Consider the following 12,451-nt stretch of genomic DNA (forward strand, 5'->3'; position numbering starts at 1 on the left):
AACTAAATTCACCAGATTTGGAGTTTGGTCTTGAAGGGGGATATAATTGGTCTGAAATTTCGGACCTAAACAATGGAAAAAGTCTTTCAGAATTTAACCTGGGTTTTTACTTTGACATCAGGTTAAAAAACCAATGGTATCTGGATACCGGAGTATTGGTAAAAGGCAGAATGGGAGCCGCAGAATTAAGCACAGAGGATCTCTCTCTTCTAGGAATTACTTTACAGGATGAAGAAGGCGATTATAGCCAAAAAATCAGCTATTTTATGGTTCCTGCCCTTTTTAAATATCGTTTTAAAAACAAAATTTATCTTGAGGCAGGGCCACAATTCAATCTAATGTATAAAGCTTTTGTTGAGTTTAATGCTGAAGATGGTGATATTGATGTACGCACAAGACAAAATAATAAGGACGCTATTAATCGATTAGGAGCAGGGGTAACATTTGGCGCTGGTTACCGACTCTCTGACCGAGCAGCGGGTATTACTTTAGGCCTAAAATATTATTACGGTTTTACCAATGTTTACAAAGATATAAGTGGTCCTAAAAACAGTTCGTTATTTTTAAAATGTAATATTCCTATTGGCGTAAAAAAAAGTCAGGAATTAAGGAAACAAAAGGCATTAGAAAAAGAAAATGCTCTAAAAAAAGAATAAAAAAATGCAGCCATTAAAAATCTTTTTTCTATTCTTCGTCTTATTGGGAATAAATACTGTTTCCGCTCAATATGCGACGACCAAAGTACGTTCAAAGCATCAGGCTTATACAGATAGTCTAAAACAGGTAAAATATGATAACGTACTACCCATTTGGGGACAAAAAGCCTATAAAAAGGGATTTGATATACCCTATCCTACAGGCGCTATGATCAATTTTGTCTGGGTAAGGCAAGGTTTATTGATTGATAATATTTCCTTAGGATTAAAAACAGACAATACAGACATACCCCTTACCGAGGTAGACTTTATTAAATTCGGCAATAATTATTCAGAAGCGAACACCGTGTTGTTTAGACCCGATATCTGGGTATTTCCCTTTTTAAATATATATGGCCTTTTTGGCTTAGGGTCTTCCAGAACGGAGGTTAACTTAACTATTCCCACAGAATTAAGATCTGTGGTAGATCAAAGACTTACCACCTATGGTTTTGGTGCGACGGCTGCCGGAGGAATCGGCCCTGTCTGGATTGCTGTCGACGCCAATATCAGTTGGAGTAAACCAGAATTGTTGGATGATCCGGTAACAGTTAAAACCTTTGGAGTAAGGGTTGGCCATAATTTTGTGCAGGATGATAAACCCTATAGAAATTTTGGAGTGTGGATAGGTGCTATGAAGGTAACCCTCGGCTCTGAAACAGTTGGGGCTATCCAATTAAAAGATGCCTTACCCCCAGAGGTTTTTGAACGCGCACAGGAGATAGAAGCCAATTATTTTGAATGGTTAAATTCCCTCAATCCTAATAACCCTATTGATGCAAGAAAAATAGAAATAGCTAACGAGGTCCTAACCCCTATTTTTGAACGTATCGGTGCTGCCGATGGCGATGCCATTGTTCGTTATAGCCTTGCAAAGAAGGTAAAGGAGCCATGGAATGGAGTAATAGGAGCTCAATATCAACTTAACAAGAATTGGATGTTCAGAGCAGAAGGTGGCGTTATAGGTGATAGAAAATCTTTACTTCTTTCCGTAAACTGGAGATTTTTACTTTAGAAAATAAAACAAGATCGGCTACTATGCGTTATATATTTTAGTTTTAAAATATAATAACTGTTATTCAATTCTTTTATATGTTTATTTTTGTGATCGTTAAGTCGAAATTAATCCCCTTAGCGACTGGCAACAAGAATTATACGCGTATCTAACGAATTTTGCATTGATCATTATACCCTAAAAAATTCTCTAAAACCAATTTTCTATGACTCGAATTAAACTAGTTTTATGCATTACTGGCCTTCTTATATTCTCCAATATAAAGGCACAGGAGCTCAGCAAAGAAGAAAGAAAGGTTCAAATTTTTTCATCAGAAGAAAAGGACAACCTTCAACTCTGGTTTCATGATGAAGTGAAAAGAATGGACCTCAATGAAGAGGAAATGAGTCAATACAGCAGTATTATTGTTTATTATATAGCTAAAATTTCGCGCTTAGATGATATGGATAAAGAGTATTCAGAGGAGCGATTTAAAAAGGAATTAAACAGTTTATTAGCCAAACAGGATAAAGAGTTAGAAGATTTACTCACTCCGGAGCAATTTGAAATACATAAAGAAATTTATGGTGAATTTCTAAGGTCGGCCTATAGGAGATGGGGAATAACAAATGACTAATATGGGATTACTATTTAAAAAATTAAGTGTTGTTTTCCTTTTTTGTGCAATTCCTTTCTTAGGAATGTCCCAACTCCTGGTTTCCTATAATAAAGCTTCCAAGGTAGATTTTAAAAAATATAAAACCTATCAGGTATATGGTCTTAATGTTGCAACTATTCCCGAATTTGAACCCAGAAAAGAGGCCTTAAATTTTTTAATTACGGAGATTGACAGTCAAATGGATGCAAGGGGTTATGAAAAAGTCAAAGCAAATCCCGATTTAATCCTCAATATTGGGGTTGTGATTTCTGCAGAACAAAAGACAAGGCAAACTGATATTAGAGATGCTCCAAGATATATGGGAGAGCGAAATTACCATTGGGAATCACAAGAAATTGTAGTTCAAAACTATAACGCAGGAACCGTGATCCTGGATGTTGTTGAAAGTGAAAATAACAAAATGATCTGGCAGGCCGTATCCAAGGGAATGATTTCAGAATCAATGGATAAAAATAAAATTAGGATCACAAAAGCGGTTAAAAAAATGTTTAACAAATATCCGGTTAAGATAAAGAAGTAAAAATATATTTAAACTAGCTCATGACATATGGTGAATAAAAAACCATTAATTCTTAAATGTATTTTATCGTGCTGCGTTATGCTTTATCTGCAGCAGGGCTTTACACAGGATGTAGAACCTCGCAGATGGGCGTCAATACCTTTAGGTCTAAATGTGATAGGTGCAGGGTATGCTTATACTTTCGGGGATGTCTTTTTTGATCCGGTCATAGGGGCAGAAGATGTGACTTATCGCGGTAACGGCTTGGTTGCTTCATATGTACGACCCTTTAGATTGGGAAATAAATTGGCTCGGGTAGACGTATTACTGCCTTTTACTTTTTCACGATGGGAAGGTCTTTTAAATGGTGTCGCCACGAGTGTTAGCAGAACTGGTTTCGCGGATCCAAGAGTAAGATTATCATTAAATTTAACAGGACCACCACCCTCAGGGCCTAAGGAATTTCAAGAATACCTGGCTACCCACCCGGTTTTCACAACCTTTGGTGTTTCTTTGGCCGTATCCCTGCCTTTTGGGCAATACTTTAATGATAAATTAATAAATCTGGGGGGTAACCGTTTCGTCATAAGACCACAGATAGGAATGGTTCATTATTGGGGGCCCTGGTCATATGAACTTACAGGCTCTCTAGTCATTTATTCCACTAATAATGACTTTTTTAATGGTGGAGAATTAAAACAAAAGTCTCTTTTTGCATTACAGACCCATCTGATAAGGCAATTTGACAAACGCTTTTGGGCTTCAATAAGTGCCGGATATAACCAAGGAGCATCTTCTGTGGTGAACAAGCAATTTAATAATGATCAAAGAGCCAACTTTATAGGTGCCGCCTCTATTGGAAGCAGTTTTGCCGGAAGCCAGGGTCTTAAACTGGCATATGTCTATTCAAAAGCTCAAAGGGATGTGGGCTCCACCACCAATAGTCTTCTATTGGTTTGGACAGTAGTCTTTAAATAAGGTGCCTGTTAATCAAAGGTAAAAACCAAACCTCCGCTAACTCCACCCATAAGAGTTGTACCTGATACTGCAACACCGCCACCAATACCTCCGGGGCCTCCGGCAACATAAAGACCTCCCCACGAAACAGGAAACATAAGGTCTCCTTGTATTTTAATCCCAACCACATCACTTACATTAAATATGACTCCGCCTTTAATAGCAAATGAAAATTCAGTAGTGGAACTTAAACTTCTATTGATCACTGCCGTATTCTCATTTTTAGGTGTAAATACGACAACTCCCGCACTCACCCCAAAAAAAGGCGTCATATCACTAGACGTATCAAAATACCTGGAACTACCCAGATGAATCCAATCCATGGCTAAATCGGACAAACGATCTTCTGCAGGACTTATCACAAAATCTCTGATAAATAGTTCTGTGTCCATTTTCATATACGTTAATTCAAGCATAACACCATTGTTTACTTCAAAACCGGCAATCCCTCTAAAAAATCCACCGTCTGATGCCTTTAAATAATTGGATCCGTAATTTAATTTAGTGCCAAATTGATACCCATAATCTAATGATAAATCTATGCGCTGCGCTTGTGCCTGAAATACAAAAGCAGATAAGGTTAGAAAAATTACTAATTGAATTATTTTTAATTGCCTCATATTGGTTTGTGTTAACTGGGTTTTCTTTTTTTTATAGTTTTGGAGCAAAATATTTCGGGCAAATATACAGTGATTATCTATATTTTCAATTCTAAAATAAATACTAGTGTCGACAAGAATAAATACTAGTGTAGACAAGGAAGTTTAGAGGGATTTTGCGTAAATTTATATATTACGTTAATAACCTGGTTTAATTAAAAGCAATGCAGAAATTCATCGCATTTTTCAAAGTGTTTGTGTTTCTGTGCGTGGCTTTCAGTGGTACTTTGGTATATTCTCAAAATACAGTTCCCTCAGACACTGTAGCCTCTGTACTTACACCTTTCCGCAAAGGACGTTGGTTAACTTCTTTGTCCGGAAGTATTAGCAGCTCCAGTTATGAATTAAAATCAACCAAAGACAAAACAATATCCAATGAGTTTGGAATAAACCTGTCAACAGGCAAATTCTTTAAAGACAGATGGTTTTTTGGGGTTACTTTTCAGGGGGAGAAGCAGGAAGCGAGAGGCGACATAAATACTGTTGGTGAGTCTTTATATATTGGTCCTCAATTTGCCCGGTATTTTACAAATAATAAAGATGGTTCACTATTTTTGAATGTTTCCCCAGGTTTTGTTCTCTATCGCAGTCTTGCCACCATAAATGAAATTCCCGATTTTAGAGAAGAATCTGAAGGAAATGGATTTGGCACTCTGGTTAGTTTAGGATATTCATATGTTATTCGGGATTTAATATCCTTAAACATTGGTTTTAATCTTCAATATGCCTGGATTGGTGCAGATACTTTTAACGAAACGGGGGATATGATTGGCACAGAAAATATTACCATTAGTAATATTTCATTTACTTTCGGATTTGGTGTAATTCTTGACGATTTTTTCTTCTGATGAAAAAGCATATTTTATACATAAGCCTGCTTATTGTTTTACTGTCTTCGACAGTGTATGCACAGCGTAACAATGAAGATGGCTTTATTCAATCTGATACCATTAGAAAAGGCAAAAGTCTTCAGTTTGTGGCATTACCCATTGTCTTTTATACCCCGGAAACCAAATTTGGATTTGGAGGGGGTGGCCAGCTTTTTCTGCTTAATAAAACCAATGAATACAATCAACGTTTGTCCAATATTTTCTTTAGTGCAATCTATACTTCAGAGAGTCAATTTATATTTGAAGCTACCCCACAAATCTATCTGGGACAAGGAGATTATTTTATTGATATGTTTTACACCTATAGGGTTTTCCCAAATTCTTTTTGGGGCATTGGACCTTCAACCCCAGAAATAAATAAAGAATCCTATAACCAAACCACTAATAAATTTGATATAAGCCTATATAAAAGATTACCCCCAAATTTAAATTTTGGATTGTCTGTTAATTATGCAAATTATCAGATCACTGAAGTTCTGGAAGGTGGCATTTTAGATTCCGGGACTATACCTGGCAGTGAAGGCGCAGTGATAAGTGGACTGGGTGCCATATTTAATTTGGACTCCAGAGATGATATTGGCGCACCCCAATCTGGTAATTATCTGAGTTTAGCAGCGCGATTTTCAAGTGAACTCTTTGGGGCGACCCATGCTTTTAATAAGTTTATTTTAGATTTAAGAACGTATCAACCGTTAGCAAAAAAAAGTATCTTGGCGTTTCGCATTTATGTAGAAAATAATTTTGGTGATGTCCCATTCCAGGGTATGGCCAGTTATGGCGGCAGTAAAAATGCCCGAGGTTATTTCAATGGCAGGTTTATTGACAAGCACATGTATATTATTCAAGCAGAATATAGATGGCGATTTAAAGAACGATGGACTTTAGCCGGTTTCGGATTGTTTGGCAGTGTAAATGACCTTGGCGGTGATCTTTTTAGCTTTGATAACATGAAACCTAGTGTTGGTGGGGGAATACGTTTTAAGCTTATTAAAGATAAGAGCACCTGGCTTAGGCTAGATTACGCGAGAGGGCTAGATGGCCAAAATGGTATTTACTTCGGTGTTAATGAAGCTTTTTAAATAAATTTCTCAAGTACAGGTTCTACTGCTTTTCATTCCAACTTACCACTGTGCCTGATATACTTTTCTACAACCACAGCAGTAACTATAACAAGATAAAATTGTCCCAGAAGTCCTATAATCACTGAAGCATTGCGAGCAAGCTGGGATACAGGTAATATATCCCCATACCCTATTGTTAAAAGTGTAATGAAGCTGTAATACATTAAATCATCCCCGTTTCCCTCATTATTCAACTGCTGACTGACCAGGCCAGAAAAAGAATCAGGTTCTATAATCTCAACAGACATGCAAATAAAAAATCCTACAATACCTAAACTAATATAACCACTCATAAGGCCAAATATTACTCCTCTGGTCACCTTCTTACTTTTCCAAACCTGGGTAATAATCTCATAAGTTACAATGGAATAAAATAAAAATAAAATGCCAAATCGTATATAAGTCAATGATTTTTCATCTATAGTTAAAAGAGAGGAAAGTATGTAGATGAAAATGATTGTGAAAAATAAGAAAACAAAGAGGTTTTTTACTTTCTTTTTCTTCCAAATTAATAGAATACCTGCCAGTATATTTACGATAAAAAATAAAGGGTTAACAAAAACAACAAATAATTTGGAGGGTATGAAAAGTGTTCCGAAAAGTATAAACAAAAGGCTGACAAGAAATATGGTAAATCTGTATGGGTATAAATCAAATAAACGTTTCATTATTCTACTAATTCTTAATTAAAAGGTATTCATTTAAATAAACCTTTATGAAATGTTCCAAAAGTTAGGGAAGGATATGTATTTGTGTAAATATACTTTTTTTATTTGATCGATAAGGGAGTATAAATAAGGCTATGGCTTTGATAATTTTTTCTAAAAAACCTTTGCACAACAAAATCTTAACATGTTTTACATCGAAGCAAGTTGAATTAATAGGTTGTATAAGTTGATGATTAAGCTTAATTTTCAAAGCCCAAAAAATTCATCGAATTTTATGATTAAAAATTTTGTCATTATATGGTTTTATACCAATTTACTTATGGGTTGCGGGAGTTCCTATCTCAGGGAATCAACCAATGTCAGTAACATCAAAAAACAATATGACAAGATTTTGGTAGTGGCCCATACCAAAGACAAAGTAGCCCGGATAAGAGCAGAAGGATTGGTCGTTAAAGAACTGGGGCTACGGGGCGTAAAAGCTGAATCCTCTGTAGATGTGATTAAACCCGAAAACTTTTCCCAGAAAATGTCGGAGAAGGAAATTGAAACCTTAATTTCTCAATTACTTGATGCTGATTTCTCAGGTGTATTAATTACCAATGTAATAAACACAGAGCAGTACAAAGATGTTATTCCTGGAGGCAGCAATGTGGAATACCAACCCCCTCAATATGGTAGGTTTGGCCTGTATTATAGTTATTACCCTGCAACCTCCTGGGAACCTGATCGCATAGTAACAAGTGTGGACTATACAGTAGAAAGCTGTTTATACGATATAACCGTGACTCAGAAGGACAATTTACAGTGGGTTGGCAGATTTAAATTGAAAAACCCTGAGGATATAAAGGAAGCTATAGCTCAATATTCCAAAGAGCTTTCAGACGCCTTACTAGAACAAAGTATTATGCCTTAAATAGGTTCCGCGATGTGAAAGAAATAATATCTTCGGCCAATGATTTGGCAAAGACCTTACGATGACTTTAATGAAAATTTTAATATAAGCTGCGATCTTAAATACAACCTCTCCAAAAAAGTTAAAATGAAAAATATATTCTTAGTACTTACATTCCTCATTTCCCTTAACTCAAGCGCCCAAAATCTGGCAGAGTTATATAAAGAAGTTAATTCCTCGGTAGTAGTTATAAATATCATTAATGTTTCCAGGGAAAGTGAAGGAGAATATATTCAGGTCGTCACAGAGGAATCTCAGGGTTCTGGAGTATTAATAGCTGAAGAAGGCCTCATATGGACTGCGGCCCACGTGGTACAAACTGCGGAAGAAGTTCAAATTGAGTTTCTTGATGGTGATATTTATGAAGGGACCGTTTTAAGCTCTGTTGCCCAAGCCGATGTTGCCCTCGTAAAAATAAAAGGAGATTTCCAGCTAAAGAATAAAAAAGTTGCCCTTATTGGAGATTCCGATAAAATATCTGTGGGCGAAGATGTCTTTGTTCTAGGCGCACCTCATGGTTTTAAACAATCGCTGTCACGCGGCATCCTCAGTGGCAGGTTTGTTCCTGTGCATCTAAGCAATGATTTTGTAAAGATTGAATTTCTGCAAACAGATGCTTCGATCAATCCTGGTAACTCTGGGGGTCCTATGTTCAACATGAAAGGTGAAGTAATAGGAATAGCAAGCAGAATATACAGCAACTCAGGCGGATTTGAGGGAATTGGTTTTGCGATGTCATCCAATGTGGCAAATAAATTACTTATGCAGGAGCCGAGTATTTGGGGAGGTATGGAATCAATATTAATCGACGGAAACCTTGCAAAAGCCCTTAATGTGCCACAGGAAGCAGGCTTATTGATCACAAGTTTATCATCTAAAGGCTCGGGCAGTGCATTAGGCCTAAAGGGCGGTACTATTTCGGCCAAAGTTGAAGAAACAGAACTGACCATTGGAGGAGATATTATTTTGGAATTAGCCGGTATAACGATTAAAGATATCAACTCTATTTTCCAAATAAGGAAGATAATAGCTGAAGCTCAAAAAGGGGAGGTCATTACAATGACTGTTCTTAGAAACGGAAGAATTGGTAAAGCCGAATTTATCAAATAGGATTGATTCAAAAAATTATCTATAAATTAGCCGTTCAAATAAAAAATATGAAAAAGATATCACCTTTTATTTTACTGCTTGCTGCATTCTTTTTAACTGGTTGCTCAAGTTTTAAAATTATTAAATCCTATAAATCCGATTCTGTTTATACAATGCAGGATAAAAACATTTTGGTTGTTGGCAGATCAACAAAGAAGGATGTGAGGATGGCTTATGAAGACGCTATTACCAAAAAACTTGTTGCCAGTGGGTATAAAGCAACAGCCAGCTATAAAAAATATCCCGATTTCAAACCAAACACTAAGGTATCTGATGACCAAAAACAGCATATCCGAACTATTTTGGAAAAAGACGGATATAATGGAGTTGTACTTACCTTATTAAAGGATATTGTAGTTAATTCGCGTGAGGTGGGTGCAGAACAGTATGATGCTGCGGTGATTTATGGTGGCGCAAGTATGCCCTCGGTTTATGGAGGATTTTATGCTTATTGGGACTTGCCTGGCTCATATTCCGTCGATCAGGTTGCTTTAAAGCAAGAGGGTACTACTATTACTTCAAAGCTCTATACACTTGAAACTGTAATCTATAATTTGGACAAGGAAGATGGCGAGCAGCTGGAGGCGTGGATAACCGCATCAATTGAAAACCCCGACAATGTAATAAATACAGCAACTGCATATGCAAATTCTATTGCAAAAGGTTTTAAAGGTAAGTAGTCCACTTATTAATTTCACCGGCATTACTTTAATTATTCTATCAGGATATATCGGCATAATTATTGGATCTAAACAACCAGAAATATTTCAATAAATTTGGGATACTTTCCCTTGTTTTTTGTACCTTTTTAGCCTTTTAATAGCGGCCAAATATTACATTAAATTTTTGACTAATATTGGCGCTAAAATACTGTATAATAAAAAGTTCCTAAAAATAATTTAATAACTTAATAAAATTAAAATGAACACTATCCATCTTAAAAAAACGAATTTTTTAGTACTCTTTGTATGTTTTGTTTTTTCGCTTACTTCTTATGCCCAACTAGCGGGCTGGAAACCAGAATTGGAAAAAGACGCCAAAGAGGCTTTAAGCAAAATGATTTCAGACGCTCCAAAATTACAAACCTTTAAAGATCAGGCCTATGGCTATGCTGTTTATCCCAAAATAACTAAAGCAGGATTAGTAATTGGCGGTGCAGGTGGAGAAGGAGTAGTTTACAAAGGTGGCGCAATTACCGGTTCTTCTAAATTGGGACAGGGCACATTCGGACTTCAGGCAGGGGGCCAACAGTATAGTGAAGTAATTTTCTTTGAAAATAAAGCAGCATATGATAAGTTTACAGGAGGTAAGTTTAAATTTAGCGGTCAGGCCTCTGCAACTGCTATTTCCTCTGGTGCTTCCGTTGATGTCGCTTATCAGGATGGAGTTGCCGTTTTTACCAGGGTAAAAGGCGGACTTATGCTGGAAGCCTCTGTAGGCGGACAACATTTTTCTTTTACACCAGTAGAATAAATTATAATAATACCTCAATAATTTAAAGGCCTGGATATCCGGGCCTTTTCTAATTAAAATAGCCTGTCTATTGATTTAACTACCTGGCATCCTTTACACATCTGAAACCTACATGGTTAAAAAAGGAAATAGCTCCTCTACATCAAAGGACTGCTTAATCTTGCCAGTTTTTCTTTTACCCTATCAATTTGAGGCCTGGCTGAATGTTCTTCAAGCGTTAGCTGCTTGCTGTTTTTTTGAAATGCCGAGAATTGCTTTTTCATAGTAATTGTTTCTTCCTTACTATAAATAAGGGCGTTCACCTCAAAATTTTGTTCCAAACTCCGAATGTCCAAATTGGCAGTTCCAATTGAACAAACGGAATCATCTGAAAGAATTACCTTCGAATGGATAAAACCTTCCTGAAACAAATAAATCTTAACCCCTGCCATGAGAAACCTGCTAAAAAATGATTGTACTGTCCAATGAATCATGGCCGATTCAGAATTCCTGGGAACTATTATCCGCACATCTATGCCACTTAAGGCAGCGGTTTTAATGGCTAATGAAAGAGTAGAATCAGGAACCAAATAGGGATTCACAATATACACATACTCTTTTGCCTGATATAAAATATACAGGTATTGTTGCAGGATATTAGGATAATCAGCGTCTGGTCCACTGGATACAATTTGGATAGGGGTGTCTCCCATGTTATCCATCAATTTAAACATGTCCGGTTTAATCAAATTTTCCCTGGTGACAAAAAGCCAATCTGAAAGAAAGACAAAATGAAGGAAGTTTACGCTCATTCCCTGAATCATTAAATGAGTGTCTGTCCAGTGGCCCAAAACCTCATCACCTCTAATATATTTGTCATCTACATTTATTCCACCCGTAAAACCAACTAAGCCATCCACAATTAAAATCTTCCGGTGATTACGATAATTTAAACGGGCCAACCTGCCAAACCTGACGGGCATAAAAGGAAATATCTGCACCCCAATTTCCCGGAATTTATTTATCATCTTATTTGATAAATCCCAACTGCCCAGGGCATCATAAATAAGTCTTACTTTAACTCCCTGTGCTATTTTCCTTTCGAAGAGTGTGATAAAACGATCTGCCAATTGTCCATCAATGAAAATATAGTATTGCAGGTGAATATATTTTTCTGCATTCTCACAAGCCTCAAAAATGGCCTCAAAGGTGTCTGGTCCATCATTGAGTATCCTAACCTTATTGTTAAAAGTAATGATAGAGCTGTTAACTCTGGTGAGTAATCGTATAAGGTTTAAATAAGCAGGGGTTACATCGTGTCTTTTTAATAAACTTAGTTCTGCTTCTGCTGAATACTTCTTAACAAAATTCTCGAATTGAATGTAATCAATCTCTTTTTTCAGATCGAAAAGCTTTTGTCTTCGAAGATTGACTCCAAAAAAGAAATACAACATTGCCCCAATAAAAGGAATAAAAATAATAAGCAGTATCCATGCCCATATGCGTATGGGTTTACTGCCATCCTTAATTAACAAATATAAGGAGGTGAGCGTAAGGGCAATTTCCACCAGTGTGATAAGGAGAACCCATGTCATATTAAAATATTAACTATTAATTTATTCTTCAATATATCTCAATTTTCTTAACTCCTGTTAATTTTATGCCCCTTTATCCAT

14 protein-coding genes are annotated in these 12,451 nt (G+C 36.4%); 11 read left to right on the forward strand and 3 right to left on the reverse strand.

The annotated features are described in order from the left end of the window. Positions 1–17 precede the first annotated feature (17 nt). The 5 genes from Q0874_RS01075 to Q0874_RS01095 all read left to right on the forward strand — a co-directional run bounded on the left by Q0874_RS01075 (position 18) and on the right by Q0874_RS01095 (position 3,845). Complete coding sequence (locus tag Q0874_RS01075) at positions 18–656, forward strand: porin family protein (RefSeq protein WP_299158252.1); 639 nt, start codon at positions 18–20, stop codon at positions 654–656. Positions 657–660: 4 nt separating this feature from the next. Continuing rightward, positions 661–1,710: a hypothetical protein gene (locus Q0874_RS01080; RefSeq protein ID WP_299158254.1), complete on the forward strand. Its 1,050-nt coding sequence runs from the start codon at positions 661–663 to the stop codon at positions 1,708–1,710. Between the two features lie 205 nt (positions 1,711–1,915). Next, positions 1,916–2,326 carry a hypothetical protein gene (locus tag Q0874_RS01085; protein ID WP_299158257.1) on the forward strand — a complete coding sequence of 137 codons (411 nt, stop codon included), beginning with the start codon at positions 1,916–1,918 and terminating at the stop codon, positions 2,324–2,326. A 1-nt stretch (position 2,327) separates the two neighbouring features. Next, positions 2,328–2,888: a DUF4136 domain-containing protein gene (locus Q0874_RS01090; protein WP_299158260.1), complete on the forward strand. Its 561-nt coding sequence runs from the start codon at positions 2,328–2,330 to the stop codon at positions 2,886–2,888. A gap of 78 nt (positions 2,889–2,966) precedes the next feature. Continuing rightward, positions 2,967–3,845 (forward strand): transporter, encoded by an 879-nt coding sequence (locus Q0874_RS01095; protein WP_299158263.1) that lies wholly within the window; start codon positions 2,967–2,969, stop codon positions 3,843–3,845. Positions 3,846–3,853: 8 nt separating this feature from the next. On the opposite strand, the gene Q0874_RS01100 is transcribed toward Q0874_RS01095, so the two are convergent. Next, positions 3,854–4,504, reverse strand: a complete 651-nt coding sequence (locus Q0874_RS01100) for an outer membrane beta-barrel protein (protein ID WP_299158266.1) — start codon at positions 4,502–4,504, stop codon at positions 3,854–3,856. Positions 4,505–4,707: 203 nt separating this feature from the next. Between Q0874_RS01100 and Q0874_RS01105 the strand changes: the two genes are divergently transcribed. Both Q0874_RS01105 and Q0874_RS01110 read left to right on the forward strand, forming a co-directional pair. After that, the gene (locus Q0874_RS01105; protein WP_299158269.1) at positions 4,708–5,391 is read left to right on the forward strand and encodes an autotransporter outer membrane beta-barrel domain-containing protein; all 684 of its coding nucleotides are present in this window, start codon (positions 4,708–4,710) and stop codon (positions 5,389–5,391) included. After that, entirely contained in the window at positions 5,391–6,512 is a 1,122-nt protein-coding gene (locus Q0874_RS01110) for a BamA/TamA family outer membrane protein (RefSeq protein ID WP_299158272.1), read from the forward strand. The genes Q0874_RS01105 and Q0874_RS01110 overlap by 1 nt, the downstream gene beginning before the upstream one ends. A 32-nt stretch (positions 6,513–6,544) precedes the next feature. Here Q0874_RS01110 and Q0874_RS01115 read toward each other — a convergent pair whose 3' ends face one another. Further along, positions 6,545–7,222: a potassium channel family protein gene (locus Q0874_RS01115; RefSeq protein ID WP_299158275.1), complete on the reverse strand. Its 678-nt coding sequence runs from the start codon at positions 7,220–7,222 to the stop codon at positions 6,545–6,547. Positions 7,223–7,496: 274 nt separating this feature from the next. Here Q0874_RS01115 and Q0874_RS01120 point away from each other — a divergent pair, with 274 nt between their 5' ends. The 4 genes from Q0874_RS01120 (at position 7,497) to Q0874_RS01135 (ending at position 10,796) form a co-directional block, all read left to right on the forward strand. Continuing rightward, entirely contained in the window at positions 7,497–8,135 is a 639-nt protein-coding gene (locus Q0874_RS01120) for a hypothetical protein (protein ID WP_299158278.1), read from the forward strand. Positions 8,136–8,261: 126 nt separating this feature from the next. Then, complete coding sequence (locus tag Q0874_RS01125) at positions 8,262–9,284, forward strand: trypsin-like peptidase domain-containing protein (protein ID WP_299158281.1); 1,023 nt, start codon at positions 8,262–8,264, stop codon at positions 9,282–9,284. A gap of 47 nt (positions 9,285–9,331) precedes the next feature. After that, positions 9,332–10,003, forward strand: a complete 672-nt coding sequence (locus tag Q0874_RS01130) for a lipoprotein (RefSeq protein WP_299158284.1) — start codon at positions 9,332–9,334, stop codon at positions 10,001–10,003. A gap of 241 nt (positions 10,004–10,244) precedes the next feature. Continuing rightward, positions 10,245–10,796: a lipid-binding SYLF domain-containing protein gene (locus Q0874_RS01135; protein WP_299158287.1), complete on the forward strand. Its 552-nt coding sequence runs from the start codon at positions 10,245–10,247 to the stop codon at positions 10,794–10,796. A 137-nt stretch (positions 10,797–10,933) separates the two neighbouring features. Here the strand turns inward: Q0874_RS01135 and cls are convergent, their stop codons facing one another. Beyond that, positions 10,934–12,370, reverse strand: coding sequence for a cardiolipin synthase (gene cls / locus Q0874_RS01140; protein ID WP_299158290.1), 1,437 nt, complete (start codon positions 12,368–12,370; stop codon positions 10,934–10,936). Positions 12,371–12,451 lie beyond the last annotated feature (81 nt).

It is taken from the genome of uncultured Eudoraea sp. (assembly GCF_947490415.1).
Classification (GTDB): domain Bacteria; phylum Bacteroidota; class Bacteroidia; order Flavobacteriales; family Flavobacteriaceae; genus Eudoraea.